Origin of the sequence: Agrococcus citreus, from assembly GCF_039527715.1 — a bacterium.
Classification (GTDB): domain Bacteria; phylum Actinomycetota; class Actinomycetes; order Actinomycetales; family Microbacteriaceae; genus Agrococcus; species Agrococcus citreus.
Window position 1 is genome coordinate 34,346 of record NZ_BAAAKK010000005.1, and the last position, 26,248, is coordinate 60,593.

At 70.9% G+C, this 26,248-nt stretch carries 27 protein-coding genes and 2 pseudogenes; 9 read left to right on the top strand and 20 right to left on the bottom strand.

Going from position 1 to position 26,248, the window contains the following annotated elements:
• Positions 1 to 26 precede the first annotated feature (26 nt).
• From ABD106_RS08910 to ABD106_RS08940, 7 genes are all read right to left on the bottom strand, one after another.
• Positions 27 to 1,532 carry a catalase gene (locus tag ABD106_RS08910; protein WP_343919516.1) on the bottom strand — a complete coding sequence of 502 codons (1,506 nt, stop codon included), beginning with the start codon at positions 1,530 to 1,532 and terminating at the stop codon, positions 27 to 29.
• A 130-nt stretch (positions 1,533 to 1,662) separates the two neighbouring features.
• On the bottom strand, positions 1,663 to 2,082 hold the full coding sequence (locus tag ABD106_RS08915; protein WP_343919518.1) for a Fur family transcriptional regulator: 420 nt from the start codon (positions 2,080 to 2,082) through the stop codon (positions 1,663 to 1,665).
• A 90-nt stretch (positions 2,083 to 2,172) separates the two neighbouring features.
• On the bottom strand, positions 2,173 to 3,012 hold the full coding sequence (locus tag ABD106_RS08920; protein WP_343919520.1) for a sulfurtransferase: 840 nt from the start codon (positions 3,010 to 3,012) through the stop codon (positions 2,173 to 2,175).
• A 23-nt stretch (positions 3,013 to 3,035) separates the two neighbouring features.
• Positions 3,036 to 3,563: a hypothetical protein gene (locus ABD106_RS08925; protein WP_343919522.1), complete on the bottom strand. Its 528-nt coding sequence runs from the start codon at positions 3,561 to 3,563 to the stop codon at positions 3,036 to 3,038.
• A 107-nt stretch (positions 3,564 to 3,670) separates the two neighbouring features.
• Positions 3,671 to 4,261 (bottom strand): hypothetical protein, encoded by a 591-nt coding sequence (locus ABD106_RS08930; RefSeq protein ID WP_343919524.1) that lies wholly within the window; start codon positions 4,259 to 4,261, stop codon positions 3,671 to 3,673.
• Positions 4,258 to 4,551, bottom strand: coding sequence for an ABC transporter ATP-binding protein (locus tag ABD106_RS08935; protein WP_343919526.1), 294 nt, complete (start codon positions 4,549 to 4,551; stop codon positions 4,258 to 4,260). The genes ABD106_RS08930 and ABD106_RS08935 overlap by 4 nt, the downstream gene beginning before the upstream one ends.
• Entirely contained in the window at positions 4,548 to 5,129 is a 582-nt protein-coding gene (locus ABD106_RS08940; protein WP_343919528.1) for a hypothetical protein, read from the bottom strand. Before ABD106_RS08940 ends, ABD106_RS08935 begins: the two co-directional genes overlap by 4 nt.
• Before the next feature lie 78 nt (positions 5,130 to 5,207).
• Between ABD106_RS08940 and ABD106_RS08945 the strand changes: the two genes are divergently transcribed.
• The 3 genes from ABD106_RS08945 to ABD106_RS08955 all read left to right on the top strand — a co-directional run bounded on the left by ABD106_RS08945 (position 5,208) and on the right by ABD106_RS08955 (position 7,476).
• A complete protein-coding gene (locus tag ABD106_RS08945) occupies positions 5,208 to 6,428 on the top strand; it encodes an amidohydrolase (RefSeq protein ID WP_343919530.1) in 1,221 nt (406 codons plus the stop codon).
• Between the two features lie 120 nt (positions 6,429 to 6,548).
• On the top strand, positions 6,549 to 7,124 hold the full coding sequence (locus tag ABD106_RS08950; RefSeq protein WP_343919532.1) for an NADPH-dependent FMN reductase: 576 nt from the start codon (positions 6,549 to 6,551) through the stop codon (positions 7,122 to 7,124).
• A gap of 85 nt (positions 7,125 to 7,209) precedes the next feature.
• Positions 7,210 to 7,476, top strand: coding sequence for a YciI family protein (locus tag ABD106_RS08955; protein WP_343919534.1), 267 nt, complete (start codon positions 7,210 to 7,212; stop codon positions 7,474 to 7,476).
• A gap of 16 nt (positions 7,477 to 7,492) precedes the next feature.
• On the opposite strand, the gene ABD106_RS08960 is transcribed toward ABD106_RS08955, so the two are convergent.
• A complete protein-coding gene (locus ABD106_RS08960; RefSeq protein WP_343919536.1) occupies positions 7,493 to 8,401 on the bottom strand; it encodes a DNA-formamidopyrimidine glycosylase family protein in 909 nt (302 codons plus the stop codon).
• A 47-nt stretch (positions 8,402 to 8,448) separates the two neighbouring features.
• Complete coding sequence (locus ABD106_RS08965; RefSeq protein WP_343919538.1) at positions 8,449 to 9,441, bottom strand: NYN domain-containing protein; 993 nt, start codon at positions 9,439 to 9,441, stop codon at positions 8,449 to 8,451.
• 127 nt (positions 9,442 to 9,568) lie between these two features.
• Between ABD106_RS08965 and ABD106_RS08970 the strand changes: the two genes are divergently transcribed.
• A complete protein-coding gene (locus tag ABD106_RS08970) occupies positions 9,569 to 9,850 on the top strand; it encodes a Fe-S cluster assembly protein HesB (RefSeq protein WP_343919540.1) in 282 nt (93 codons plus the stop codon).
• Between the two features lie 144 nt (positions 9,851 to 9,994).
• On the opposite strand, the pseudogene dnaB reads toward ABD106_RS08970, so the two are convergent.
• The 6 genes and pseudogenes from dnaB to ABD106_RS09000 all read right to left on the bottom strand — a co-directional run.
• Positions 9,995 to 11,344 (bottom strand): annotated as a pseudogene (gene dnaB / locus ABD106_RS08975) (replicative DNA helicase); the annotation flags it as partial.
• A 397-nt stretch (positions 11,345 to 11,741) separates the two neighbouring features.
• Positions 11,742 to 12,194, bottom strand: coding sequence for a 50S ribosomal protein L9 (rplI, locus tag ABD106_RS08980; protein WP_343919542.1), 453 nt, complete (start codon positions 12,192 to 12,194; stop codon positions 11,742 to 11,744).
• 11 nt (positions 12,195 to 12,205) lie between these two features.
• Positions 12,206 to 12,463 (bottom strand): 30S ribosomal protein S18, encoded by a 258-nt coding sequence (rpsR, locus tag ABD106_RS08985; protein WP_123696691.1) that lies wholly within the window; start codon positions 12,461 to 12,463, stop codon positions 12,206 to 12,208.
• Positions 12,464 to 12,520: 57 nt separating this feature from the next.
• Positions 12,521 to 13,069 (bottom strand): single-stranded DNA-binding protein, encoded by a 549-nt coding sequence (locus ABD106_RS08990; protein WP_343919545.1) that lies wholly within the window; start codon positions 13,067 to 13,069, stop codon positions 12,521 to 12,523.
• Between the two features lie 86 nt (positions 13,070 to 13,155).
• Positions 13,156 to 13,518: pseudogene (gene rpsF, locus ABD106_RS08995) on the bottom strand (30S ribosomal protein S6); the annotation flags it as partial.
• A gap of 141 nt (positions 13,519 to 13,659) precedes the next feature.
• The gene (locus tag ABD106_RS09000) at positions 13,660 to 15,111 is read right to left on the bottom strand and encodes a CCA tRNA nucleotidyltransferase (RefSeq protein ID WP_343919549.1); all 1,452 of its coding nucleotides are present in this window, start codon (positions 15,109 to 15,111) and stop codon (positions 13,660 to 13,662) included.
• A gap of 84 nt (positions 15,112 to 15,195) precedes the next feature.
• Between ABD106_RS09000 and ABD106_RS09005 the strand changes: the two genes are divergently transcribed.
• The 5 genes from ABD106_RS09005 (at position 15,196) to trxA (ending at position 20,662) form a co-directional block, all read left to right on the top strand.
• On the top strand, positions 15,196 to 17,214 hold the full coding sequence (locus ABD106_RS09005; protein WP_343919551.1) for a DUF6049 family protein: 2,019 nt from the start codon (positions 15,196 to 15,198) through the stop codon (positions 17,212 to 17,214).
• A complete protein-coding gene (murJ, locus tag ABD106_RS09010) occupies positions 17,211 to 18,863 on the top strand; it encodes a murein biosynthesis integral membrane protein MurJ (protein WP_343919553.1) in 1,653 nt (550 codons plus the stop codon). The genes ABD106_RS09005 and murJ overlap by 4 nt, the downstream gene beginning before the upstream one ends.
• 99 nt (positions 18,864 to 18,962) lie before the next feature.
• Positions 18,963 to 19,349: a hypothetical protein gene (locus ABD106_RS09015; protein WP_343919555.1), complete on the top strand. Its 387-nt coding sequence runs from the start codon at positions 18,963 to 18,965 to the stop codon at positions 19,347 to 19,349.
• 45 nt (positions 19,350 to 19,394) lie between these two features.
• The gene (gene trxB / locus ABD106_RS09020; protein ID WP_343919557.1) at positions 19,395 to 20,354 is read left to right on the top strand and encodes a thioredoxin-disulfide reductase; all 960 of its coding nucleotides are present in this window, start codon (positions 19,395 to 19,397) and stop codon (positions 20,352 to 20,354) included.
• The gene (gene trxA / locus ABD106_RS09025) at positions 20,351 to 20,662 is read left to right on the top strand and encodes a thioredoxin (RefSeq protein ID WP_343919559.1); all 312 of its coding nucleotides are present in this window, start codon (positions 20,351 to 20,353) and stop codon (positions 20,660 to 20,662) included. Before trxB ends, trxA begins: the two co-directional genes overlap by 4 nt.
• 63 nt (positions 20,663 to 20,725) lie before the next feature.
• On the opposite strand, the gene ABD106_RS09030 is transcribed toward trxA, so the two are convergent.
• From ABD106_RS09030 to yidC, 5 genes are all read right to left on the bottom strand, one after another.
• On the bottom strand, positions 20,726 to 21,778 hold the full coding sequence (locus ABD106_RS09030) for a ParB/RepB/Spo0J family partition protein (protein ID WP_343919561.1): 1,053 nt from the start codon (positions 21,776 to 21,778) through the stop codon (positions 20,726 to 20,728).
• The gene (locus ABD106_RS09035; RefSeq protein ID WP_343921032.1) at positions 21,775 to 22,608 is read right to left on the bottom strand and encodes a ParA family protein; all 834 of its coding nucleotides are present in this window, start codon (positions 22,606 to 22,608) and stop codon (positions 21,775 to 21,777) included. The genes ABD106_RS09030 and ABD106_RS09035 overlap by 4 nt, the downstream gene beginning before the upstream one ends.
• A gap of 1,538 nt (positions 22,609 to 24,146) precedes the next feature.
• The gene (gene rsmG, locus ABD106_RS09040; RefSeq protein WP_343919563.1) at positions 24,147 to 24,791 is read right to left on the bottom strand and encodes a 16S rRNA (guanine(527)-N(7))-methyltransferase RsmG; all 645 of its coding nucleotides are present in this window, start codon (positions 24,789 to 24,791) and stop codon (positions 24,147 to 24,149) included.
• Between the two features lie 4 nt (positions 24,792 to 24,795).
• The gene (locus tag ABD106_RS09045; RefSeq protein ID WP_343919565.1) at positions 24,796 to 25,284 is read right to left on the bottom strand and encodes a Jag family protein; all 489 of its coding nucleotides are present in this window, start codon (positions 25,282 to 25,284) and stop codon (positions 24,796 to 24,798) included.
• 2 nt (positions 25,285 to 25,286) lie between these two features.
• On the bottom strand, positions 25,287 to 26,246 hold the full coding sequence (yidC, locus tag ABD106_RS09050) for a membrane protein insertase YidC (RefSeq protein WP_343919567.1): 960 nt from the start codon (positions 26,244 to 26,246) through the stop codon (positions 25,287 to 25,289).
• Positions 26,247 to 26,248 lie beyond the last annotated feature (2 nt).

Genomic DNA, 26,248 nt, shown 5'->3' on the forward strand with positions numbered 1-26,248 from the left:
CGGCGCGGGCAGCGTGGGTCGAGCGGCTAGAAGACGGCGGGCGTGCGCACCGGCTCGGACGCGAGCGTCGTGCGCGCGTCGGTGATGGGCGTGAGGCCCGCCTCGACCCGTGCCCCGAGGCCGGCGTCGACGTTCTTCCAGTACTGGATGGCGCGCTCGCGGATCTCGGGCACGCGCGTCTTGCCGACGTGGCCGACGATGTTCGCGACGAGGCGCTCGCGCTCCTGGTCGCTCAGCACCTCGCGCACGAGCGTGCCGGCCTGGCCGAAGTCGTCGTCCTCGGGGTGGAGCGTGACGGCCGAGCGCACGAGCTCGCCGTCGTTCTGCCAGCCGCGGTCGTCACTGGCCGCTACCGCATCCGCCGCGGGTCCGCCGAACGAGTTCGGCGCGTAGACGGGCCGGCTCGGCGAGCGGAACGTCTGGCGCAGCTGGCCGTCCTTGTCGTACGAGTCGACCTCGGCCGCGCGGGCGCGGTTGACGGGCAGCTCCGCGTGGTTGGCACCGATGCGGTACCGCTGCGCGTCGGCGTAGCTGAAGATGCGCGCCTGCAGCATCTTGTCGGGGCTCGCCGCGATGCCCGGCACGAAGTGCGCGGGGCTGAACGCCGCCTGCTCGATCTCGGCGAAGTAGTTCTCGGGGTTGCGGTCGAGCGTCATCTGGCCGACCTCGATGAGGGGGTAGTCGCCGTGCGGCCACACCTTCGTGAGGTCGAACGGGTTGAACCGGTAGGTCGCCGCGTCCTCGTAGGGCATGACCTGCACCGAGAGCGTCCACGACGGGAAGTCGCCGTCCTCGATCGCCGAGTACAGGTCGCGGATGTGGTGGTCGGCGTCGCTGCCGGCGAGCTGGTCGGCCTCGGCCTGCGTCAGGTAGTCGTTGCCCTGGTTGGTCTTGAAGTGGTACTTCACCCAGAAGCGCTCGCCCGAGGCGTTGATCCACTGGTACGTGTGCGAGCCGAAGCCGTCCATGTTGCGCCACGTCTTCGGCAGCCCGCGGTCGCCCATGAGCCAGGTCACCTGGTGCGCCGACTCCGGCGAGAGGGTCCAGAAGTCCCACTGCATGTCGTTGTCGCGCAGGTTCGAGCCCGGCAGGCGCTTCTGCGAGTGGATGAAGTCGGGGAACTTGATGCCGTCGCGGATGAAGAAGACGGGGGTGTTGTTGCCGACGAGGTCGTAGTTGCCCTCGGTCGTGTAGAACTTCAGCGAGAAGCCGCGCGGGTCGCGCCACGTGTCGGGGCTGCCCTGCTCGCCGGCCACGGTGGAGAAGCGGGCGAGCATCTCGGTCTCGGCGCCCGGCTGGAAGAGCGCGGCGCGCGTGTACTGCGAGACGTCGTGCGTCGTGACGAAGCGACCGTAGGCACCGCCGCCCTTGGCGTGCACCACGCGCTCCGGCACCCGCTCGCGGTTGAAGTGCGCGAGCTTCTCGACCAGGTAGTGGTCGGTGAGCGCGATGACGCCGTCGGCGCCGACGGTCTGGGAGTGGGCGTCGCTCGCGATCGGCGTGCCGACGCTGTTCGTAGTGGGAGTCGTCATGCTTCCTCTTCCTCTTCTGGTCTGTGCGGGTCCGCGTGCGCGGGGCTGTGGGCACGGCGCAGTCGGCCGTGCGGGTCTCGGGATGGGCGACGCTGCCCGGGTGGATCGGTGCTGTGGTTCGGTGCTGCGGTCAGGTCGCCGGTGCGCAGTCGGCGCAGAGGCCGACGAACGTCACCTCGGCCGCCTGCACGGTGAAGCCGGCCGGCGCATCCGCGTGCATGCACGGCGCTTCGCCGACCACGCAGTCGACGTCGTCGACGCGGCCGCAGCTCGAGCACACCGCGTGGTGGTGGTTGTCGCCGATGCGCCGCTCGTAGCGGGCGGCGGACCGCGCCGGCTCGAACCGGCGCACGATGCCCGCCGCGGTGAGGTCGCCGAGCACGTTGTGCACCGACTGCACCGACGTCTCGGCGCCGTCGTCGGCGAGCGCGCGGTGCACGCCGTCCGCGTCGGCGTGCGGGAGCCGATCGAGCACGCCGAGCACGGCGAGGCGCCCCTGCGTCACGCGCAGTCCGCGCGTTCGCAGCAGCTCGGCATCCGGCTCGGTCATGCCTCCACCGTATCGCTTATCGTGAATCGATCAAATCAAGCGAGACGGTGCGGCACGCAGCGGGGCATGCTCCAGCAGCTGGCGAGCGGCTCAGTCGCCCGTGGCGATCGGGCGGCCGGAGTCGGCGCGGCCCCAGTCCGACCACGACCCGTCGTAGACGGTCGCCTCGCGGCCGGTGAGCGTCGCCGCGAGCGCGACGACCGCAGCCGTGACGCCCGATCCGCAGGTCGCGACGATCGGCCGCTCCCCCGCGGCGCTCGCGAGCAGCTCGGCGAGCTCGTCGGCCGGTCGCAGGCGGCCGCCGGGTGCGACGGTCGCGTAGTGCAGCGATCGCGCCCCCGGCATGTGGCCGGGGCGCACCCCGGCGCGCGGATCGGGCTCCGCGCCGCTGAAGCGAGCGGGCGACCGCGCGTCGAGCACTGCGGCAGCACCGCTCTCGAGGGCCGCGGCCGTGGTGTCGGCGTCGACGAAGGCCGACGCATCCCACCGCACGGCGACGTCGCCGGCGCGGCCGAGCGACTCGGCGACGGGCGCGAGCGGATGCCCCGCCGCGAGCCAGGCGGGCAGGCCGCCGTCGAGCACGGCCGCGTCGACGCCCGCGGCACGCAGCATCCACCAGGCGCGGGCGCTCGAGAACATGCCCGCGGCGTCGTAGGCGACGACGCGGTCGCCGGCGCGGATGCCGAGGTCGCGGAGCGCGCGCTCGAAGTCGTCGGGGGCGAGCATGTCATGCACGCCGACGGGACCGAGCCCGTCGGCGTCGCTCTGGCGGGACATGCGGCCCTCGACGTCGAACCGCACCGCGCCCGGGATGCCGTCGGTCGGCAGCGGATCGTTCGAGCCGGGCGGTGCCATGCTCGCGTCGACGACGACGAGCGCGTCATCGTGCAGGTGCTCTGCGAGCCAGTCGACGTCCACGAGATCGCGCATGCGCCCCATGGTGCCAGTCGTGGCTACGTCTTCTTCTTGTCCTGCTTCTCGTCGACGATGCCGCCGATGAGCCCCCCGATCGCGCCGCCCAGCGTCGCGCCGGCCGGTCCGCCGATCAGTGCACCGATGCCCGCGCCGATGCCCGCGAGGCTCGAGCCGTAGCTCTGCCGTGCCATGGTGACCGTCGGCGATCCGTCGTCGCCCGGCGAGATCTCGAACGAGCCGACGGCCGCCGATGCGACGACGAGCGCCACGGGGCTCGCCGTGCCGCTCGCGGCGAGCCGGTCGTAGATGCTGCGCGCCTCGAAGAAGGCGCGCTGCGCGTCGGCCTTGCCCTCGCCTGCCTCGAACCCGATGCGGTAGAGGTCCAGCAGCGTCCGGGCCTCGTCGCCGCTGATGAGCTCCGCCGTCTGCAGGCGGTCGAGGATCGCCTCGTGATCGCTGATCAGGTCGCCCTTCGACGACTCCATCACTCGCCGTGCCTCCGCGCGCGTCGCATGCATCAAGCCAGCGATGTCGGTGCCCAGGTACGGCGACTGCTCTCTCATCATGACGGCCTCCTCCTCGAGCGGACGACGACGTCCACCCGTCGTCTGATCGCCCGTCATCCCGGGGCTCAGTGAAGCACCGCGGCCCCGCGGCGGATAGGGGCGAGTCGTCAGCGCTGCTCGTCGGGGAACGACGTGATGATCTGCCCGGAGCCGATCCCGACGCCGACGGTCACCATCCACGACCGCTCGACCTGACCCTGGTCGACGAGCTCGACGAGCACGTCGTAGTTCACGATGTCGTCGCGGTAGCGCTCGACGGCGGTGGGAGCCTCGAGCGCGCGATCAATCGCGAACCACGCGACGTCCTCCCAGCCGGCGCCGACGAACGACGCGAGCTCGCCGAAGTCGCCGGTGTGGCCGTCGGCGATGTGCCGCCAGCCGGCGCCGTCGGCGTTGCCGCACCGGAGCACGGCCTCACCCGCGGCGACCCCCAGCTCGGCCCATCCCGCGCGGTCGAAGGTCTCGAGCGCCTCGCGGCCGTCGCGGCCGTCGCACACCTCCGTGCCGCCGACGTCGTCGGCGACCGGGTCGAACGCGCGACCCTCGGCGCTCAGGTGCGGACCGCTCGGCGCGGGCTGCTGCTCGGGCGACGGCGCACTCGTCGGTGACGGCTCGGGCTGGCCGCTCGGCGCGAGCTGCGGCGAGCATCCGCCCAGCGCCGCGACGGCGAGCACGCCGAGCAGCGCCGCGAGCCTCACGGCTCGAAGCCCTCGCGCTTGTCGAGGTCGGCTGCGGCGCGGCCCTTGGGCTTGATCGCGAGCATGAGCGTGGCGGTGATGAGCAGCGTGCCGATGAAGGCGACGCCGAAGAAGATGAGGGCGAGCACGACGTCGCGCACGGTCAGCATCACGACGAGGCCCGTGAAGAGGCCCGCCACCGCCGCGAAGGAGAGGTACTCGAACGGCTTGAGCTGCTGCCGACGCGTCGGCTGGACGGGTCCGTCGGGACGGCGGTGATCCTGCCCGTCGGGGCGCTGATGGTGGGTCATGCCTTGCTCCGCTCCGTGGTGGTCCGCGCCGGGCGCGCGGAGAGGGCCGCGAGCGCGAGATAGACGCCGAGGATGACGGCGTAGGCGCCCAGCAGCCCGGTGAGCGTGACCGCGTCGCGGACGAACAGGAAGACGACGCCGAGCACGATCGTGAAGACGCCGACCGCCCGCCAGTCCTGCGCGAGCCGAAGCGTGCGCGGCTCGGTGACGCTGCGCATCCGCGACCATCCGAGCAGCTCGAGCACGCCCGCCGGGACCGCCCACGCCGCGACCGCGAGCGCGAAGGTCAGCTCGGTCGCGCCGAGGATCGCCACGCCGAGCGCGACGACCGCGAGCAGCGCCGTCCAGGCCGCGGCGAGCGCGGGCCAGCGGCCGGCTGCCGCCGGCACGAGGCCGCGCCCGAGCCAGAGCGCGACCGCGGTGCCGGCGAGCAGCACGAAGAGCGCGATCGTGCCGACGATGGGCGAGTGCAGCTGGATGAACGGCAGCGGCAGCCCGACGACGAGCGCGGGGACGGCTCGCATCGCAGGGAGGTGCCAGGGGTGCCATCCCTGCGAGGGGCTCGGCGTGGCGGTCACGGCTCTCCTCACAGTTCCCCTCGATCCTACCCGTCGCGGCACGGCGGACCCCGGGCGAGCGCGGCGTAGCCTGACCGCATGACGCTCGAGAGCCACCGCCCGTTCATCGAAGACCTCTACCGCGAGCTGCACGCGAGCCCCGAGCTCTCGAACCGCGAGCACCGCACCGCCGCGCGGATGGCGGAGCTGCTGCGCGAGACCGGCTTCGACGTGCACGAGCAGGTCGGCGCATCCACCGGCGTCGTGGGCGTGCTCCGGCGCGGCGACGGCCCGACGGTGCTGCTGCGCGCCGACATGGATGCGCTGCCCGTCACGGAGGTGGAGCAGGTGCCGTACCGCTCCACGGCGACCGACGTCTTCGACGGGCAGAGCACGGGGGTCATGCACGCGTGCGGGCACGACACCCACATGGCGGCGCTCCAGGGCGCCCTGCGCATCCTCGCCGACCAGGACGACTGGTCGGGCACGATCCTCGCGGTGTTCCAGCCCGCGGAGGAGACGATGGATGGCGCGCTCGGCATGCAGGAGGCGCTCCGCGAGCGCTTCCCCGAGGGCATCGACGTCGCCCTCGGCCAGCACGTCATGCCGGGCGCTGCCGGCGAGGTGCGCAGCGCACCCGGTCCCGTCATGGCGGCGAGCGATCACCTCATCGTCACGGTGCACGGTCGCGGCGGCCACGGCTCGCAGCCCGAGAAGACGATCGACCCGATCGTGCTCGCGGCGAGCATGGTGGTTCGGCTGCAGACGATCGTCTCCCGCGAGGTCGCGCCCTCCGACCGCGCCGTCGTCACGGTCGGCACGTTCCACGCCGGCACGAAGCAGAACATCATCCCCGAGTCGGCGCGCTTCGAGGTCAACACGCGGTCATTCGAGGAGCCGGTGCGCCGGCGCATCCTCACCGCGATCGAGCGCATCGTGCAGGGCGAGTGCCAGGCAGCGGGCGCTCCGCCGGCGACGATCGTGCGCGGCGACATCGCGCCGCTGACGATCAACGACGAGGCGGCGGCCGTGCGGGTCGGCGAGGCCTTCGACGCCGTCTTCGGCGAGCAGCACCAGCTCCAGCAGCCGCTGCTCGGCTCGGAGGACTTCAGCTACCTCCCCGAGGCGTGGGGCGCGCCCTACGTCTACTGGATGTACGGGGGCTTCGACCCCGCGATCGTCGCCGCGGCGCGCGAGCGGGGCACCTTCGACGTCGACGTGCCGTCGAACCACTCCCCTGACTTCATCCCCGTCATGCAGCCGACGCTCGACACCGCGACGACCGCCATGGTGACCGCGGCTCGCGCGTTCCTCGCCTGACCGGCGGTCGCCGGGCCGCGACCACCGAGAGCGACGCCGGGAATATCTGACAACGGCCGGGGTTGGCTCGGGGTGGCGCGCAGTCGCGCCCAGTCCCCCACCGCTTCCTCGAGGAGCGCCATGTCCGCACGTCCCCAGATCGGCATCATCGTCGGCAGCACCCGTCCCGTCCGCGTCGGCCGGCCCGTCGCCGATGAGATCGCGACGCTCGTCGAGGCGGCCGGCGGCGACGCCGTCATGCTCGACCTGGCCGAGATCCGGCTGCCGCTGCTCGACGAGGCGCTGCCCCCGGCCACGGGCGTGCGCACCCAGCCCCACACGATCGCGTGGGCCGAGCAGATCGATGCCCTCGATGGCGTCGTCTTCGTGACGCCCGACTACAACAGCGGCTACCCCGCGGCGCTCAAGAACGCGATCGACTACCTCAAGGCCGAGTGGAGCGGCATGCCCGCCACGATCGTCTCCTACGGCTGGGCGGGCGGCGCGTCCGCCGCGGCGCAGCTCGCCGCGGTGCTGCGCTACATCGGCCTCGAGCTGCAGGGCGAGGGCGTGCAGATGCCGTTCGAGCCCGCCGACTTCGACGAGGCGAGGGGCATGGCCGACCCGGCGGCGTTCGTCGGCCGATCGGTCGAGGCGCTCCGCGCGGCCGTCGCGCAGGTGGTCGCGGCGTCGGCGCAGGCGCTCGTCTCCGCCTGACCCGAGCACGCTCGTGGGGCGGATGCGCGGCCGGTCGGCCGGCGCATCCGCCCTTCGCCGTCGCGGCGCCGCCTAGGCTGAGGGCATGATCGCCGTCACCCTCTCGTTCTCCGACGACCCCGCTCGCCTCGAGCTGCGCCCGCGCCACCGCGAGCTGCTCGCCGAGATGCACGAGGCGGGACTGCTCGTCGCCGCGGGCCCGTACGCCGACCAGTCGGGCGCGCTGCTGCTGTTCGCGAGCGACGACGTCGCCGAGGTGAAGACGGCCCTCGCCCGCGACCCGTACTACCAGGCGCCCGGCGTGCAGATCGTGACGATCCAGCCCTGGAACGTGGTGACCGGCGGCGTCTGACCGGCGCAGGCGCGCGTCAGCGGCGCACGCCGAGCCGCGAGAGCACGCGGTCGGCGAGCGGCTTGCCGCCCGTCTGGCACGTGGCGCAGTACTCGAGCGTGCTGTCGGCGTAGATGACCTGGCGCACGACGTCGCCGCACACCGGGCACGCCTCGCCCTTGCGGCCGTGCACGCGCATCCCCTGCCGCTTCTCGCTCTTGATCGACGACGCCTGCACGCCGTGTGCCCGCTCGACCGCATCGCCGAGCACCTGCCGCAGCGCCTCGAAGAGCCGGTGCACGTCGTCGGGCGGCATCGATGACGGGTGGAACGGCGACATGCGCGCGACGTGCAGGATCTCGTCGGAGTAGGCGTTGCCGATGCCCGCGATCCGCTGCTGGTCGCGCAGCACGCCCTTGATCTGCGCACGCCCCGCGTGGGCGAGGATGCCCGCGAAGCGCTCCTCGGTGAAGGAGGCCTCGAGCGGCTCGGGGCCGAGGGTCGCGATCGACATGACCTGCTCGGGGTGCGCGACGACGTGGATGGCGAGCCGCTTCTGCGTGGCCTGCTCGGTCACGTCGAACCCGTCGCCACCGAGCCCCTCGTCGCCGTCGGCGCGCTCGAGGACGAGCCGGGCGGCGAGCGGCCCTCGCCCCTTGCCGGCCGTCGGCTTCGGCGCGGCATCGCGCCAGCGGATCCAGCCCGAGCGGGCCAGGTGCAGCACGAGGTGCAGCCGCCGCGGCTCCTCGTCGCGGCCGACGTCGATCACGAGGTGCTTGCCGCGACGGCCGACGCCGGTGACCACGGCGCCCTCGAGCGCGTCGACCGGTGGGTCGAAGGTCTTGAGCGCCGCGACCTCGGCGATCTGCACACGACGGATCGTGCGACCGATCAGGCGTTCGCGCAGGTCGGTCGCGAGCGCCTCCACCTCTGGCAGCTCCGGCATGCGGTCATCCTGCCCGATGCGGCTGACACGCGCATCGGGCTGCGACGTCAGGCGCCCTTGAGGCGCAGCAGTCGAGCCTGGCCCTCTTCGCGCATGTCGACGAGTTCGCCGCGTGCGGTCGCGAAGTCGGTGAACGAGCGGTGGCCGAGCGACTTCTCGTTGAAGACCGGGTCCATGCGCTTCATCTGCTCCTTGACCACGTTGGCGTGCAGCCACTCGTCGTCGTTCTTCTGGTGCAGGATGCGCATGGCGCGCTCGAGCAGGCCGGTGGCGGCGTCGCCGCGCTGCTCGGTCGTCATCGCGACCTCGTCGTTCTCGGCGGCCACGGATGCGCTCGACGCGCGGCGGCTGCGGCGCCCGCGCTTGGGCGTCTCCTCGGCGACCTGCTCGGCCTCGGCCTCGATGACCTTCGCCTCGGCGGGCGTCGGCGCCGGTGCGTCGACCTCCGGCTCGGGCTCGTCGATCTGCACCGGCTCGATGCCCGGCAGCGCGTCGTAGTCGGCGAACTCGTCGCACGCGGCGGCGAGCGATTTCGACGTGGAGCCTGCGACGCCGATGCCGACCATGAAGCGGCCGAGCCGCTTCGTGCGCTGCGCGAGCGCGATGTAGTCGCTGTCGCCCGCGACGACGACGACGTGCGTGATGTTGTCGAGCCGGAAGAGGTCCTCGACGACGTCGATCGAGAGGCGGATGTCGGCGCCGTTCTTGAGCGAGCGGGTCGTGGGGAACATCTGCACGAGGTCGACGGCTCGGGCGAGCAGCTGGTCGCGATAGGCCGCGTGGGCGGGGACCGACCAGTCGGCGTAGGCGCGGCTCAGCACGATCGAGCCGTAGCTCGAGGCGTAGTCGATGATGGCGCCGAGGTCGACCGTCGCCTGCGAGAAGCGCGTGCGGACCTTCGACTCTCGGCCGTCGGTCGCGAGCGTGCGCACCTTGTCGGAGTGGAAGGCGCCGCGACCGTGGATCTGGTCGTAGCGCGAGATGAGGATGTTGTCGAAGTCGATGTAGACGGCGACACGCGCCTCGGAGTCAATGGGCATGCAGCCAGTCTGACAGGCGCTCGGGCACATCTGCCCGGCGGCATCGACACGCCCGGGCCCCCGCCACGGGTTGCGCGGCGCCCGCATCCTCGGCATCGTGGCCCGCTCGCCAACGGAAGGAGCAGCCATGCTCACCCTGACCGAGAACGCCCAGACCATCATCACCGGCATCGTCGACAGCGCGCAGGTGCCGCAGACCGGCGGCATCCGGATCGCGCAGGACGCCCAGGGCGAGGGGCTCAACGTCACGGTCGCCGAGCTGCCGGAGGTGCAGGACCAGGTGGTCGAGGCGGCCGGCGCGAAGGTGTTCCTCGACCCGTCGGCCGCGGTCGCGCTCGACGACAAGGTGCTCGACGCATCCGCGAGCCCCGACGGCCGGGTCGACTTCGCGATCAACCCCACGGGCTGAACCGACGCACGCTCGAGGGCCCGGTCGCGACGACCGGGCCCTCGTCGCGTCTCAGCCCTCGACGGGCGGGGGCGGGCCGTACGGGATGCCACCGAAGGGCGTGCCGCCGGGCGCCATGCCCGGCCCGCCGTCGCCGCCCATGCCGGGGGCGATGTCGACGAAGCGCGCGAGGTGGCCGTGGAAGGCGACCGGGATCGTCTTCGTCGGTCCGCCTCGGTGCTTGGCGACGATGATGTCTGCCTCGCCCGGGCGGATGTCGCGGTCGTACGCGTCCTCGCGGTGCAGCAGCATCACGATGTCGGCGTCCTGCTCGATCGAGCCCGACTCGCGGAGGTCGCTGATCGCGGGCTTCTTGTCGCCGCGCTGCTCGGGGCCACGGTTGAGCTGCGAGAGGGCGATGACCGGCACCTGCAGCTCCTTGGCGAGCAGCTTGAGCGATCGCGAGAACTCCGAGACCTCCTGCTGGCGCGACTCGACCTTCTTGCCGCTGGTCATGAGCTGCAGGTAGTCGACGACGACCATCTTGAGCCCGACCTGCTGCTTGAGGCGGCGGCACTTCGCGCGGATCTCGACGAGGGTCAGGTTGGGGCTGTCGTCGATGTACAGCGGCGCGTCGTTGATGCGACCCCGCACCTGCGCGAGCGTCGTCCAGTCGCGGCCCTCGATCGCTCCCTTGCGCAGCTTCTGCAGCAGGATGCTCGACTCAGCCGAGAGCAGCTTCATGGCGATCTCGGTGCGGCCCATCTCGAGCGAGAAGAACACCGAAGGGAGGTCGTGCTTGATCGATGCGGAGCGCACGAGGTCCATCGCGAGCGTCGACTTGCCGAGGCCGGGTCGAGCGGCGACGACGACGAGCTGGCCGGGGTGCAGCCCGTTCGTCAGCTCGTCGAGCTCGCGGAAGCCCGTCGGCACGCCCGTCATGACGCCGTCGAGGCCCTTCGCGGCCTCGATCTCCTCGATCGCCGACTCGACGGCGAGGCTGAGCGGCACGTAGTCCTCGGACTGGTCCTCGCCCATCACCGAGTAGATCTCGGCCTGGGCGTGGTTCACGAGGTCGGTGACCTCGCCCTCGGAGGCGTAGCCCATCTGCACGATGCGCGTGCCTGCCTCGACGAGCCGTCGCAGCACGGCCTTCTCGGCGACGATCTCTGCGTAGTAGCCGGCGTTCGCCGCGGTCGGCACCATCGAGGTGAGCGAGTGGAGGTACTGCACGCCGCCGGCGCGCGAGAGCATCGCCGTCTTCGTCAGCTCATCGGCGACCGTGATGACGTCGGTGGGCTCACCGCGCGAGTACAGCGAGAGGATCGCTTCGTAGACGATCTCGTGCTTCGGCTGGTAGAAGTCGTGGCCGCGCACGGTCTCGAGGCAGTCGGCGACCGCGTCCTTCGAGAGCAGCATGCCGCCGATGGCCGACTGCTCGGCGAGCATGTCGTGCGGCGGGGTCCGCTCGCTGTACCGGCTCTCGTCGAGACCGATCTCTGCAAGGTCCGTCATCTGCATCCCCCTAGTCCGCTCGACGATGGCGCAGGCCACCCACGCCGATCGATCGAGGGAGCCTCGCACAGGCTAGAAGGGCTCATGCACCACGTCGAATCGCCCTTGTGGAGAACGCTGTGGACAGATGTGGACAGCAGCGCGAAACGCCGCACGGCTCGCCGAGCCGACGCTCCACCCCTGTGCACAGATCTGTGGAATGCAAACGGTGATACGACGGAAACCCGGCTCTGACCGGGCATTCCTCTTTCCACATCCGGTGTGTGCAGACTGGCTTCAAGTGCACGTTGAGACTTGTGTGCACGCGGTGCTGAGCACCCCTTGAGCGTCGATCGAGGGCACGCGAAGAGGCCCGCATCCACAGGGGATGCGGGCCTCTCCACAGGGGCGCGGAGCGTCACTTCGCGGCAACCACCCGGAGGGTGATCGTCGCGATGATGTCGTCGCGCAGCCGAGCCGTCGCCTGGTGGTCGCCCACCGAGCGGATCGGCGAAGAGATCTCGATGACGCGCTTGTCGACGGTGCCGTGACCGGCAGCCGCGACAGCGTCAGCGATGTCCTTCGTCTGGATCGAGCCGAAGAGGCGTCCCTCGGTGCCGGCCTTCGCGGTCAGCGTGACGGGGTTGGCCTCGAGACGGGCGCGCAGGTCCTGCGCCTCCTCGATCGTGGCGTGCTCGCGCGCTGCGCGACCGGCCTTGATCTGCTCGACCTGCTTCTCGCCACCGCGCGACCACATGACCGCGAGGCCCTGGGGAACGAGGTAGTTGCGCGCGAAGCCGGTCTTGACGTCGACGACGTCACCGGCGGAACCGAGGCCCGAGACCTCGTTCGTGAGAATGAGCTTTGCCATGTCCGGTCCCCTCAGCGTCCGGCGCCGGAGTAGGGCAGGAGCGCCATCTCGCGCGCGTTCTTGATCGCCTTCGCGATCAGGCGCTGCTCCTGCACCGACACGCCGGTGATGCGACGGGCACGGATCTTTCCGCGCTCCGAGATGAACTTCTTGAGCGTCGCGACGTCCTTCCAGTCGATGACGCCGACCTTGATCGCCTTCGCCGGGGCGAGCGGCTTTCCGCCCTTCGGGCCCCGCGGCTTGCGGTTGTTCTGCGGCTTGCCAGCCATGTGTCCTTCTTTCGTGCTCGGGACTGCCGTCCCGTGAGTGCTTGGAGCCGAGATGCCCTAGAAGGGCGTCTCGTCGTTGTACGAGGTGCCGGGAGCGCCCCAGACGTCGCCGCCTGCGGCGGGCTGCGCCTGCTGCTGCGCGGGCTGACCCCACGGCTCGTCGGCGACCTGCTGCGGCTGGCCGAAGCCGCCGCCCTGGTTGCCGCCGCCCTGGCCGCCCGAGCTGCGGCCTGCGCCGCCGCCCTGCGAGCGAGTGACCTGCGCGGTCGCGTAGCGGAGCGAGGGGCCGATCTCGTCGACCTCGAGCTCGATGACCGTGCGCTTCTCGCCCTGCTGCGTCTCGAAGGAGCGCTGCTTCAGGCGACCCTGCGCGATGACGCGCGAGCCCTTCGACAGGCTCTGCGACACGTGCTCGGCGAACTCGCGCCAGACCGACGCGCGGAGGAACAGCGCTTCGCCGTCCTTCCACTCGTTCGCCTGGCGGTCGAACGTGCGGGGGGTCGATGCGATCGTGAAGTTCGCGACCGCGAGCCCGTTCTGCGTGTACCGCAGCTCCGGGTCGGCCGTCAGGTTGCCGACCACCGTGATGATCGTCTCGCCTGCCATGGCTACTCGGCCTCGACCTCTGCGGGTGCCTCAGCGGCTGCCGGGGCTGCGGGGGTCGCGTCGACGGGGGTCGCGGGAGCGGCGGGAGCCGCGGCGGCCTTCGCAGCGGCCTTGGCGGCCTTCGCGTCGTTGTAGCGCTTGGAGTCACCGGTCTGCGAGACCGCGGTCTCGGCACGCAGCACCTTGGTGCGCATGACGGCCTCGGACAGGCCCAGCTGGCGGTCGAGCTCGTCGGTCGTGGCGGACTCGGCCGAGAAGTTCACGACGGCGTAGATGCCCTCGGTCTTCTTGTCGATCTCGTATGCCAGGCGACGACGGCCCCAGATGTCGATCTTCTCGATCGTGCCGCCATCGTTGCGGATGACGTTGAGGAACTTGTCGAGCGACGGAGCGACAGAGCGCTCGTCAACCTCCGGGTCGAGAATCACCATGAGTTCGTACTGCTGCATGCTTCACCCACCTCCTTCGGACTAGAACGGCTGCAGACGATCTGCAGCAGGAGGGTATGCATGTGCGGGATCAGAGTCCGCGCAACCTGGCGATCCTACCGCACCCAGCGCATCCGCCGCCATGCCGATCTCTCGACCGGGTCAGGGGCGGGAGGACCACCAGTCGCGCAGGACGGCCTCGGCGCGCTCGGCGCCCAGCGGCCCGTGCTCGAGGCGGTGCTCGAGCAGCATCCGGTAGGCCTCGCCGACCTCGCGGCCGGGGCGGATCCCGAGGATCGCCATGATCTGCTCGCCGTCGAGGTCGGGCCGCACCGCCTCCATCTCCTCCTGCTCGCGCAGCTCGGCGATGCGGCGCTCGAGGTCGTCGTAGGCGAAGTCGAGCCGCTCGGCCTTCCGGCGGTTGCGGGTGGTGACGTCGGAGCGCGTGAGGATGTGCAGCCGCTCGAGCAGCGGCCCCGCGTCGCGGACGTAGCGGCGCACCGCCGAGTCGGTCCACGCCTGCTCGCCGTAGCCGTAGAAGCGCAGGTGCAGCTCGACGAGCCGGGCGACCGCCTTGACGGTGTCGTTGTCGAATCGCAGCGCCTTGAGCCGCTGCTTCGCGAGCCGAGCGCCGACGAGGTCGTGCTGGTGGAACGTGACGGTGCGGCCCTCGATCCGGCGGGTCGCCGGCTTGCCGATGTCGTGGAGCAGGCCCGCGAGCCTCGACACGAGGTCGGGCGCCGCATCCGGGTTGCGCGACGCCTCGAGGTCGATGCCCTGCTGCAGCACCGTGAGCGAGTGCTCGAAGACGTCCTTGTGGTGCGCGTGCTCGTCAGCTTCGAGCCGCAGCGCCGGCACCTCGGGCAGCACGATGTCGAGGATGCCCGTCTCGGTGAGCAGCCGGAGCCCGGGCACCGGGCTGCTCGTCAGCAGCAGCTTCGACAGCTCGTCGCGCACGCGCTCCGCGGAGATGTCGCGGATGCGCTCGGCGAGCGCCGTCATCGCCGTCACGACCCGCGGTGCGACCTCGAAGCCGAGCTGCGCGGCGAAGCGAGCGGCGCGCATCATGCGGAGCGGGTCGTCGTCGAACGAGCGCTCGGGAGCCATCGGGGTGTCGAGCACGCCCTGCAGCAGGTGCTCGAGGCCCCCGCCGACGTCGACGAGCTGCGGCACCGTCGACTCGCCGTCGTCGCGCCGCGGCGTGATGACGAGGGCCATCGCGTTCACGGTGAAGTCGCGGCGCTCGAGGTCGTCCTCGAGCCGGTCGCCGAAGGCGACGGATGGCTTGCGCGAGACCCCGTCGTACGTGTCGGCGCGGTAGGTGGTGATCTCGATCGTGTCGCGGCCGATGCGCGCGGCGATCGTGCCGAACTCGCGCCCGACGTCCCACGTGGCGTCGGCGAGCGGCGCGACGAGCGCGAGGATCTCGTCGGGGGTCGCGCTCGACGCGAAGTCGAGGTCGGTGACCGGTCGGTCGAGGAACGCGTCGCGGACGGGACCGCCGACGAGCGCGAGCTCGTGGCCCGCGGCGGCGAACGCCTCGGCGAGCCGCGCGGTGGGCGCGGACGCGACGAGCGCGTGCATCCGCTCGGTCGCCTCAGCCATGTCGGTCACGACCGATCATTCTGGCACGGCGCGAGCGGCCCGGCCCGGCGGCCGCCGACGGCGCCCGTGGCATGGCGGCTTACACTGTCACCCATGCTGTCGGCAGGTCGCCTCGCGCGCCGGCGCGCGACCGCGTGCGCCGCCGCAGCAGTGGCGACGGCTGTCCTCGCCGCTCCCCTCGTCGCCTCCACGCCCGCGCAGGCGACGACCGCGACCGACGAGGCGCCGAGCCTCATGCTCGCGCCCGTCGACCCGCTGCTGAGCACCGGCGAGGCGCTCGAGCTCGAGGTGCTGCTGGACAACCCGACTGGCGAGAGCGTGCCCGCGACGACCATCGAGGTGCTGCTCACGACCGCACCGATCAGCACGCGCTACGGCCTCAGCCGCTGGTTCGAGGGGCAGGGCATCCTCGCGAGCTCCGCGATCGCGACCGTCGACCTGCCGGCCGTCTCGGCGCTCGGCCGGACGTCGACCACCGTCACGATCGACGCGGATGCCCTGGGCCTCGACGGCGCGGGATGGGGCGCGTACGGCCTCGCGGCATCCGCCCCCGCGATGCAGGGCGGCACGAGCGTCGTGGTGCGGGACGAGCCCGGCGACGCGAGCCCGACCCGGCTCGCCCTGTCGGCGCCGATCGATGCGGGCGTGGACGAGACGGGCCTGCTCGACGCCGAGGAGCTCGAGTCGCTCACCGAGCCGGGCGGAGCGGCGAGCGAAGCGCTCCAGGCGGCGCTCGACGCCGACGCGACCATCGGCGTCGACCCCGCGTTCGGCGCGAGCGTCGAGGCGCTCGGCACCGACGTCCCCGAGGCCGCGGTGGACTGGCTCGACCTCGCGGGCCGGGCCGACTCCTATCCGCTGCACTACGCCAACGCCGACACGATCGCGCAGGTGCGTGCCGGCGCCTTCCCGGTCGATCCGCTCGGCATCCCGCGCGAGGACGACGACCCGCTGCCGCCCACGACCGGCACGATCGGCACCCGGGTGCCGGTGATCGACGCGACGCGCGCCGTGCTGCAGCAGGAGGAGCTCACGACGCTCGCCGACATCGGCACCGTCGTGCTGTCGACGAGCAACCTCGACGAGACACTCGAGGGCCGGACCCCGAGCGCCCACGCGAGCATCGGCGGGGTCGAGGTGCTCGCGGCCGACGCCGAGGTGCAGCAGCGGCTGCAGGATGCGACGGCCACGAACGCCGACGTCGCGGCGCAGGGGCGCGCCGAGCTCGTCGCGCTGCTCGCCACGATCACGCGCGAGCGACCCAGCGATCCGCGCACGCTCGCGGCGGTGCTGCCGGCGATGACGCAGGGCTCGTCGGCCGCCGTGCTCGAGGTGCTCGCCGACGCGGGCTTCGTCGAGACGGTCGGCGTCGACGATGCCCTCGAGCTGCCCGCGCGCGAAGCGGTGCTCGCCGCTCCGGAGGATCCCGAGCGCGACGCGGGCGCCGAGCTCGTGACCGCCGCGCTCACGCAGGAGGCCGACGCGGCGCGCGTCGCGAGCATCGTCGACGAGCCGGCATCGCTGCTCTCGGGGCTGCGGCTGACGCTGCTCGCCGCCCTGCCGGATGCGGGGCGCCCGGTCGCCGAGGCGGATCGCGTCGCGATCGAGGGACTCGGCAGCGAGCTCGGCCAGGTGCGGGAGGCCGTCCACATCGTGAGCGGCAGCGACATCCGGGCGGTCGGCGAGAGCGTCGGCCTGCCGATCACGGTCGCGAACGAGCTGAGCGTCGCGGCGCGCGTCGTGCTGTCGGTGCGACCGCTCAACGCGCTCGTCACCGTGCCGCAGCCGCGCCTCGAGATCACGCTCGCCCCGAGCACCCAGCAGCGCGTGCAGGTGCCGATCGACGTCGTCGGCACCGGTACCGTGCTCATGGTCGCGCAGCTGCACACGCCCGACGGCGTGCCGCTCGGCCAGCCCCAGACGATGCGCGTGACCGCGCAGCCCACCATCGAGACCGCCGTCGCCGTCGCGCTGGGCATCGCCATCGTGCTGCTCATCGTCTTCGGCATCTGGCGGTCGGTGCGCAAGCGCCGCCGGGGCGATGCCCACGGCGACGCCGATGACGCCGGTGACCGCGAGGCTCGCGAGCACCCAGTGAAGGAGACCCTGTGAACACAGGCAAGGCAAGCGCCATCATCGCGGCGGGCACGATGGTGTCGCGACTGCTGGGGTTCGCGAAGATGGTGCTGCTCGCGATCGCGATCGGGCAGTCCAGCTCGGAGGCCGCGGAGGCCTTCGGCATGGCGAACCAGCTCCCGAACAACGTCTACGCGCTCGTCGCGGGCGGTGTCATGAGCGCGGTGCTCGTGCCGCAGATCGTCAAGGCGTCGAGGGGCTCGGACGGCGGCGAGTCCTACGTCTCCAAGATCGTGACGCTCGGCGGCACGGTGTTCCTGCTGCTCACGGTGGTCGCGACGATCCTCGCGCCGCTGCTGGTCGACATCTACGCGGTGAGCGCGGGCGCCGATGGCCGCGGCTTCTCACCCGAGCAGATGGCGCTCGCCGTGGCGCTCGCCTACTGGTGCATGCCGCAGATCCTCTTCTACGCGATCTACACGCTGCTCGGCGAGATCTACAACGCACGCAGCCAGTTCGGGCCGTACACGTGGGCGCCCGTCGCCAACAACCTCGTGTCGATCGCCGGTCTTGCCGTGTTCATCCTGCTGTTCGGCAACGACCAGGTGAACCGGAGCGTCGACGTCTGGGACTGGGACCGCGTCACGCTGCTCGGCCTCGTGACGACCGGCGGCGTCGCCGTGCAGGCGCTCGTGCTCGTGCTGTTCTTCCGCAAGACGGGGCTCAAGTTCCGCCTCGACTTCGGCTGGCGCGGGGTGGGGCTCGGTGCGACGGGCAAGGCCGCGCTGTGGCTGTTCGGCATCGTCATCATCGGTCAGATCAAGGGCATCGTGCAGTCGCGCGTCGCCTCGCTCGGCGAGGGCGCGAACATCGCGACGATGCAGAACTCCTGGTACATCTTCTCGCTGCCGCACTCGATCATCGCCGTGTCGATCGCCATCGCGTTCTTCACGCGGATGTCGCACCACGCGGCGCAGACGAACCTCCCGGGGATCCGTCAGGACCTGTCGAGCGCGCTGCGATCGGTCGGGATGCTGACGACGATCTCGGCCCTCGTCCTCGCGGTGATCGCGGTGCCGTTCTCGCGCATCCTCGAGGGCGGCTTCGACCCGACCCTCGCGATGCCCTACACGATCTGGGCCTTCCTGCTGTGCCTCGTCGCATTCAGCGCCGAGTACGTGCTCCAGCGCGTGTTCTTCGCCCTCGGTGACACGCGCACGGCGTTCGTCTACTCGTGCTTCGGCATGTTCGTCACGTTCTCGCTGCTGTGGTGGGCCTCCACCCTGCCGGCGGTGTGGGTCATCGCCGGCACGGCGCTCGCGGTGTCGATCGCGAACCTCATCTCGTGCGCGGTCTGGCTCGTGCTCGTCCGCCGCAGGATCGGCCCGTTCGGCTTCAAGCTCATCGGCCTCCGGCACATCCAGTACCTCGCATACGGGCTGGTGGCAGCGGCCGGCGGCTTCGGTGTGGTGCTCGCGCTCGGCGGGTACGGCGCGGGCGGGTTCGGCACGGTCAACATCCCCGGCGCTGTGATCACGTGCGTGGCCGCGGGCATCGTCATGGGAGCGATCTACTTCGGCCTGCTCTTCATCACCCGCAACCCCGACTTCCGCGCGACCGTCGACATCGTCGTCGCGCGGTTCCGCCGCGGCCGCACCGCCCCGGAGAGCGTCGAGCCCGTCTGAGCCGCGCTGGGGGCGCTGGGCAAGCGCACAAGCTCCGCGTCTAGCATGGGCCGCCCGGGCAGCCGCGAAGGCGCTCGGGCACGTCGCAGGGGGTACCGCATGGCCAGCTCGCTCATCCGCGTCGCCGCACCGCTGCTCGTCGGGGTCGCCGCAGGCATCGGCGCGATCGTCGGCGCGAGCCTCACTCGAGAACGCAAGCACCTCGAGCTCGAGACCGGCCCGCGGCCGCTCGCCGTCGAGGGATGGTGGTCATCGGATGCGTCGTCGTCGCTCGCCCACGCGCATCCGGCCGTGCTCATCGTCGACGCCGATACCGCCCAGCTCGTCGACTCGTGGGACCGCCGCACGCGCGGTCGCGTGCAGCGCCCGGTCGTGCGGAGGACGCCGGAGTGGCCGGCGGGCGGACTCATCGTGGTCGACGCCGCGACCGGCGACCTGCTCACCGTCGTGGGCGAGGCCGGCCGAGCGGGAATGCCCGCCACCTAGAATCGGTTGATCCCCAAGCATCCGCCATCGACTCAGGAGTTCTGCGTGCACGACCTCATCATCATCGGCTCCGGCCCCGCCGGGTTCACCGCGGCGATCTACGCCGCTCGCGCGAACCTCAAGCCGATCGTGCTCGCCTCGAGCGTCGAGATGGGCGGCGACCTCATGACCACGACGGACGTCGAGAACTTCCCCGGCTTCCCCGAGGGCATCCAGGGCCCCGACCTCATGTTCGCCATGCAGCAGCAGGCTGAGCGCTTCGGCGCCGACGTGCGCATGCAGGACGTCACCGAGCTCGAGCTCGACGGCGAGGTGAAGCGCGTCCACGTCGGCGACGAGGTGCTCGAGGCCCGCGCCGTGATCTTCGCGACCGGATCGGCCTACCGCAAGCTCGGCGTCGAGGGCGAGGAGCGGCTCTCCGGTCACGGCGTCTCGTGGTGCGCGACGTGCGACGGCTTCTTCTTCAAGCAGAAGCAGCTCATCGTGGTCGGCGGCGGCGACTCGGCGATGGAGGAGGCCAACTTCCTCACGAAGTTCGCCGACAAGGTCACGATCGTGCACCGCTCCGAGCACTTCCGCGCGAGCGAGGTCATGCTCGACCGCTCGCGCGCGAACGAGAGGATCGAGTTCCTCATGAACACGGTCGTCGAGTCGATCGATGGCGACGCGCAGGTGAACGCCGTCACGCTGCGCGACACCGTCTCCGGCCAGGTCCGGGCCATGCCCGTCGACGGCGTCTTCGTGGCCATCGGCTCCGATCCCCGCACGCATCTCGTGCACGACAAGCTCATGCTCACCGCCGAGGGCACGATCGCGGTCGACGGCCGCACCTCGCGCACCTCGGTCCCGGGCGTCTTCGCCGCCGGCGACGTCATCGACCCCACCTACCGCCAGGCCGTCACGGCTGCCGCGTCGGGCACGGTCGCCGCGCTCGACGCCGAGCACTACCTGACCGCGCACGCCGTGCCGGTCCTCGTCGCAAGCCCTGAGGAGGCAGCACTGTGAAGGAAGTCACCACCGCATCGTTCGAGCAGGACGTGCTCAACGCCGACAAGCCCGTCCTCGTCGACTTCTGGGCTGCCTGGTGCGGCCCCTGCCGCGCGGTCAGCCCCATCCTGGAGCAGATCGACGGCGAGACCGAGAAGCTCGACGTGGTCAAGGTGAACGTCGACCAGGAGCCCGACCTGGCCATGCGCTACAACATCACGTCGATCCCCGCCATGAAGCTCTTCCAGGGCGGCGAGGTCGTGAAGGAGCTCATCGGCGCTCGACCGAAGCCGGCGATCGAGCAGGAGCTCGCGGCGTTCCTGTGATCTGACACGACGAAGGGCCCTCGGACGCGTCCGGGGGCCCTTCGTCGTGCGGTCGCTGCTCGGTCAGTCCGCCGAGGGCTCGAGCGCAGCGCCGACCCCCTGCTCGCCCAGCTCGCTCAGGATGCGGTTGAGGTCGCCGACGGTGGCGAAGTCGATGGTCAGCTGTCCCTTCGAGCGGCCGAGCGCGATGCGGACGCGCGTGTCGAGGCGGTCCTCGAGGCGGGTGGCGATCTCGTCGAGCCCGTGCTGCACGGCGCCCTTCGTCGGCGTCCGGCGCGGGTTGCGCGTGTGGACGAGTCCAGCTGCCACTTCGGCCGCACGAACTGAGAGATCTTCATTGATGATCTTGGCGGCGAGCTGCTCCATGGCCTCGACCGTGGGCAGCGAGAGGATGGCACGGGCATGGCCAGCGGACAGCACACCGCTCGCCACCCTCGCCTGGATCGATTCCGGCAGCTTGAGCAGCCGGATCGTGTTCGAGATCTGCGGTCTGCTGCGGCCGATCCGGCGAGAGAGCTCCTCCTGGGTGATCGAGAAGTCGTCCATCAGCTGCTGGTAGGCCGAGGCCTCCTCCAGCGGGTTGAGCGAGGCTCGATGCAGGTTCTCGAGCAGCGCGTCGCGCAGCATCGCGTCGTCGGGGGTGTCCTTGATGACGGCCGGGATCGTCTCGAGCCCTGCGCGCTGGCTCGCGCGCCAGCGCCGCTCCCCCATGATGAGCTCGTAGTGGGTGCCGTCGTCGCCGAGGGACACGGGGCGCACCACGATGGGCTGCAGCACGCCGAACTCGCGGATCGAGTGCTCGAGCTCCGCGAGGTCGTCCTCGTCGAACACCGTGCGGGGCTGATTCGCGTTGGGCCGGATGTCGCCGGGCGCGACCGCCCCGAACGTGGCACCGGGGATCGCGAGCAGCCCCTCGCCCTCCTCCTCCTCGCCGGAGAAGAAGACGTCGACCGGACGACCGCCGGGCTTCGGAGCCCGACGCGCGCGACGCTGCGGCTGTGCGCTCGCACCGTCGGGCTGCGGCTCGGCCGGCGCTCGCTCGTCGTCCGCGACGACCGACGGTCCTGTCGGGATGAGCGCCCCGATGCCGCGCCCGAGTCCTGCTCTCTTGCTCATGCCGCTCCTCTGCGTGCGATCTCCGCGGCCGCCTCGCGATACGAGAGCGCGCCCGGTGAGTTCGGGTCGTACGTGATCACCGTCTGGCCGTAGCCGGGCGCCTCCGAGACGCGCACCGATCGGGGGATGACCGAATCGAGGGTCTGCTCCGGGAAGTGCTTGCGCACCTCGTCGACGACCTGCCTCGACAGCAGCGTGCGGCCGTCGAACATCGTCAGCAGCACGGTCGACATGTCGAGCGTCGGGTTCAGGTGGGCCTTGATGCGCTCGATGGTGTCGAGCAGCTGCGAGACGCCCTCGAGCGCGTAGTACTCGCACTGGATGGGCAGCAGCACCTCGGTGGCGGCGGTGAAGGCATTGATCGTGAGCAGCCCGAGCGACGGGGGGCAGTCGATGAACACGTAGTGCGGCGGCTCGGGCAGGTCGGTGAGGTAGGCATCCAGCGCCATGCGCAAGCGGTGCTCTCGGCGCTCCATGCCGGCGAGCTCGAGATCGGCGCCAGCCAGGTGGATCGTCGAGGGCACGACGTGGAGCCGCTCGTTCTGCGGACTGACAGCGATGGCGGAGGCGAGCGGCTCCCCATCGATGAGCACGTCGTACGTGCTCACGACGTCGGCGTGGTGGTCGATGCCGAGCGCCGTGGAGGCATTGCCCTGCGGGTCGAGGTCGAGCACGAGCACGCGCGCGCCGCCCTGTGCAAGCGCAGCCGCCAGATTGACGGCAGTCGTCGTCTTGCCGACCCCGCCCTTCTGGTTCACGACGGTGAAGATGCGAGTGCGACGCGGGAGAGGGAGCTCTGCGGCCGACAGCGCCTGTCGACGACGGGCCATGGCGGCGAGCTCGCGGGCGATGGGGGTCGTGTCGAACTTTCCCGTGGTCACGCATGCCCTCCTGATCGATGTTTCACGTGGAACATTGAGCGCGCGGAGCGACGTCCCCTGTGTGTGTGCTGCAATCCAGTGCGGTGTGCTGCAGTGCGGTGTGCTGCATCGCGGTGCGGTGCAAGAGTCCAGTCTGACGCCTCGCGCCGCGAACGCAAACTCCGCGCGATCTGCCCCGGGGGCAGCCTTGCTGGCGGGGTCGACTTGCCGAGTTGTACACAGGCCTGTGGAGAACCGTGTTACGGATCACTGGCCCTCAAGTGGAGCGTGAAGCAACTGGGGTACAGGCAACTCCCTAGTGTTTGCGCGGGTTCTGAGCAGTCCAGCGCGCCGCGCTGCCTGGGTGCGCCTGTCGCCGACACGAGGTTGTCCACAGTTCTCCACAGGGCGGTCGACATGGCCGACGCCCTGTGCGCGGGGCGCGCAGCATTGCGCCGGTGCAGTCGGCATCGCCCTCTCTCGTCGACGATGACAAAACATCACCTGGTCCCGGAGGCGTCGCGTCGCGGCCCGCACACCTTCCCCCGGTGTTTCACGTGAAACGTTCGCTTCCCGTGTCGAGCCGGGCGCCTCGGACCAGCGCGCAGCGCCGCTGCCCCGAGCAATGCCCACGGGAACGACACGGCGCCGCTGATCTCGAGCTCGAGAGGCACGGCGGGGTCTCACCTGACTTGCTCCTCCCGCACGGGCGCAGCGGGCACAGCATGTCGGCGCGCGCGAGCACCCGTCCCGAGGCGCCAGGCCCGGGCGAGCGGGCGACGCATAGGTGACCGACAGCGTGCCTTCTCTCTCCGGCGCGACGTCAGCACGGGAATCGACAAGCGACCTGATCGCTGACCCGTACACCGCGGCTCGCCCGTGTCCCACGACGGAGTCGATGTTTCACGTGAAACAGGCGACCGTCGCACCCATTGCGGTCGAGACTCCGGCGACGCCCGGTGAGCAGTGATCGCGATCCGACACGAACGGGACATCAGGCCTTGGATAGACCTGCCGGTTTCACGTGAAACAGCCCGCTGCGCCGTGAGCCGGCAAGGAGCACCGGCTCAGGATGGGCACCGCAGGTGCTGAGCACGATGGCGCATGGAGCGTTCGCCTCGCACCCAAGGGCTGTGTTTCACGTTAAACGTCCCGCCGGCGAGCCAGCCGTCGATGAGCACATTCTCGTGGCGCCAGGAGAGCGATCGTACGGGTCACGCCGGCACCGTCAGCGTGGCCCTCAGATGCCGATCTGAGCCCTGTGTTTCACGTGAAACAGGCCGATCCGCGAGAGACTCCAGCAGCCGCCCCTTCCGGGAGGTCTCGGAAGCACCCCCGCGCCTCGCGGCATACCCGGCGGCCCATCCAGGTGACGGCATCGTCGTCGCGACTCGACGACCGACGTTCGGCGCGAAGCGCTTCGCATCGTCCGCCGGCACTGATAGCCCGCGCGCTGCGCGAGTCGCTGCACGTGAGACAGCGCGCCGTCATCGACGCCGTCCCTGGGCTCAGGGGTCGACGACCGCCCGCACCACCCGCGTGGTCTCCAGACCGTGCTCAGCGCCCAGCTCGAGCACTTCGACGTGATCGAGCCGGTGCTTGCGGATCGCCTTCTGCGCGGCGACGATCTCGTCAGCCGCGCGTCCGCCCTTCATGAGCAGCAGCTCGCCGCCGCTGCGCACGAGCGGCGCCGTCAGAGGGATGAGCGTCCGCAGCGCGGACACCGCGCGGGCGGTCACCTGGTCGAGGGGGAGGAGGTCGCCGGAACCCCGCACGTCCTCGGCTCGTGCGCGGAGCACCGCCACGTTCGTCAGCCCCATGCGGTCGGCCTCCGACCGCAGCCACTCCGTGCGACGCTCCATGGGCTCGATGAGCGTGACATGGACGTCGGGTCGCGCGATCGCGAGCACGAGTCCTGGCAGGCCGGCACCAGAGCCGACGTCGCCGACGCGTCCACGGAGCAGCGGCGCGAGCAGCGCAGAATTGAGGATGTGTCGACTCCACAGCTGCGGCAGCTCGCGCGGTCCGATGAGGCCGAGCGTCTCACCGTTCGATGCGAGCGACACCGTATAGGACCGTGCGAGCTCGATCCGATCGCCGAACAGGGCTGCGGCCGCCGCGGGCTCTGCCTCCAGCGATGGGGGAGTGGTCACGGCGTCAGGCGGGCAGGACGACGATGTGCCGGCCGGAGCCCTCGCCCTCGGAGTCGCTGCTGAGCCCCGCCTCGCGCACGAGGTCGTGCACGAGCTTGCGCTCATAGGACGACATCGGCTCGAGCGCCACGCGCTGCTCGCCACCCTCGATGGCGGCGACCGCGTCGTCGACGATGCCCTGCAGCTGCTCGGCCCGGGCGTCGCGGGAGCCCGCGACATCCAGCACGAGGCGCGAGAACTCACCGGTCTGCTGCTGCACTGCGAGCCTCGTCAGCTCCTGGAGCGCCGCGACCACCTCGGGCTTCGCGAGCCCCGCGAGATCGTCGCCCGCCTCACCCACGACGATGGTCGTGCGCGTCTCGGTCTGCTCGATCTCGATGTCGCCGTCGAGGTCCGCGATGTCCAGCAGCCCCTCCACGTAGTCCGCCGCGACCTCGCCCTCATCGGGCTGGTCCTGCACATCGACCTCGACGGTCGGGTTCTGGTCGCTCATGCTCAGCCCTCTCGCTGCGACTTCGGCTTCTTGCCGCGCGGCTGCTGCCGCTGGGTGCGCAGCTCGATCTCTGCGGCGGTCTCCACGTGCTCGTCGTCGGTCGCCGGCAGCCCCATCCGCTGGCGCTTGCGGGCCATGCGCGCCTCACGGGCGAGGGCGGCCTCCGAGCCCGGCGTCGGCAGCTTGTTGATGATGATGAGCTGCTGCACGAGCGTGTAGATGTTGGAGACCAGCCAGTAGAACATCGTGCCGAGCGGGAAGAGCCACGCCGAGACGAGCAGGAACACCGGGATGATGTACAGCAGCACGCGCTGCTGCTTGTACATCGGCGACTCCTTCATCGCCGGCGTCTGGTTCTTCGTCATGATCTGCAGCTGCGTGTAGAACTGCGTCGCGCACATGATGAGCGTCAGCACGATCGCCGTGATGATCACGGGGATCGATCCCTCGGCGAAGCCGGCCTGCATCGTCATGTGCAGGGGCACCACGCCGAACAGGGTCGACTCGCTGAACAGCCGCGCGAGCTCGACGGTGAGCAGGCCCACGCCGGGCTTCACCGCGTTCGCGTCGGTCAGCACCTGCACGAGACCGAGGAAGATCGGCATCTGGATCAGGAGGGGGAGGCACGAGGCGAAGGGGTTCGTGCCGGCCTTCTTGTAGGCCTCCATCGTCTCGCGCTGCATCGCCTCGCGCGAGAACTGGTCCTTCTTGCCCTTGTACTTCTTCTGGATGCGCTGGATCTCGGGCTGGATCTCGAGCGACTTCCGGGACGACACGATCTGCCGCACGGTCAGCGGGATCATCGCGCTGCGGATCACGAGCACGAGGCCCACGATCGACAGCACCCAGGTGAGACCAGAGCCGGCGTCGCCGCCGAGCATGGTGACCAAGGTGTGGAACCCGACCAGGATCGCCTCGATGACGAACTTGATGGGCCACATCAGCAGGGCGAAGATGTCCAAGC

Excerpts from the sequence above, each read along its gene's own strand:
- ABD106_RS08910 (WP_343919516.1), bottom strand. The coding sequence starts at position 1,532 with ATGACGACTCCCACTACGAACAGCGTCGGCACGCCGATCGCGAGCGAC.
- ABD106_RS08915 (WP_343919518.1), bottom strand. The coding sequence starts at position 2,082 with ATGACCGAGCCGGATGCCGAGCTGCTGCGAACGCGCGGACTGCGCGTG.
- ABD106_RS08920 (WP_343919520.1), bottom strand. The coding sequence starts at position 3,012 with ATGCGCGATCTCGTGGACGTCGACTGGCTCGCAGAGCACCTGCACGAT.
- ABD106_RS08925 (WP_343919522.1), bottom strand. The coding sequence starts at position 3,563 with ATGATGAGAGAGCAGTCGCCGTACCTGGGCACCGACATCGCTGGCTTG.
- ABD106_RS08935 (WP_343919526.1), bottom strand. The coding sequence starts at position 4,551 with ATGACCCACCATCAGCGCCCCGACGGGCAGGATCACCGCCGTCCCGAC.
- ABD106_RS08945 (WP_343919530.1), top strand. The coding sequence starts at position 5,208 with ATGACGCTCGAGAGCCACCGCCCGTTCATCGAAGACCTCTACCGCGAG.
- ABD106_RS08950 (WP_343919532.1), top strand. The coding sequence starts at position 6,549 with ATGTCCGCACGTCCCCAGATCGGCATCATCGTCGGCAGCACCCGTCCC.
- ABD106_RS08955 (WP_343919534.1), top strand. The coding sequence starts at position 7,210 with ATGATCGCCGTCACCCTCTCGTTCTCCGACGACCCCGCTCGCCTCGAG.
- ABD106_RS08960 (WP_343919536.1), bottom strand. The coding sequence starts at position 8,401 with ATGCCGGAGCTGCCAGAGGTGGAGGCGCTCGCGACCGACCTGCGCGAA.
- ABD106_RS08965 (WP_343919538.1), bottom strand. The coding sequence starts at position 9,441 with ATGCCCATTGACTCCGAGGCGCGTGTCGCCGTCTACATCGACTTCGAC.
- ABD106_RS08970 (WP_343919540.1), top strand. The coding sequence starts at position 9,569 with ATGCTCACCCTGACCGAGAACGCCCAGACCATCATCACCGGCATCGTC.
- rplI (WP_343919542.1), bottom strand. The coding sequence starts at position 12,194 with ATGGCAAAGCTCATTCTCACGAACGAGGTCTCGGGCCTCGGTTCCGCC.
- rpsR (WP_123696691.1), bottom strand. The coding sequence starts at position 12,463 with ATGGCTGGCAAGCCGCAGAACAACCGCAAGCCGCGGGGCCCGAAGGGC.
- ABD106_RS08990 (WP_343919545.1), bottom strand. The coding sequence starts at position 13,069 with ATGGCAGGCGAGACGATCATCACGGTGGTCGGCAACCTGACGGCCGAC.
- ABD106_RS09005 (WP_343919551.1), top strand. The coding sequence starts at position 15,196 with ATGCTGTCGGCAGGTCGCCTCGCGCGCCGGCGCGCGACCGCGTGCGCC.
- ABD106_RS09015 (WP_343919555.1), top strand. The coding sequence starts at position 18,963 with ATGGCCAGCTCGCTCATCCGCGTCGCCGCACCGCTGCTCGTCGGGGTC.
- ABD106_RS09030 (WP_343919561.1), bottom strand. The coding sequence starts at position 21,778 with ATGAGCAAGAGAGCAGGACTCGGGCGCGGCATCGGGGCGCTCATCCCG.
- ABD106_RS09035 (WP_343921032.1), bottom strand. The coding sequence starts at position 22,608 with ATGGCCCGTCGTCGACAGGCGCTGTCGGCCGCAGAGCTCCCTCTCCCG.
- ABD106_RS09045 (WP_343919565.1), bottom strand. The coding sequence starts at position 25,284 with ATGAGCGACCAGAACCCGACCGTCGAGGTCGATGTGCAGGACCAGCCC.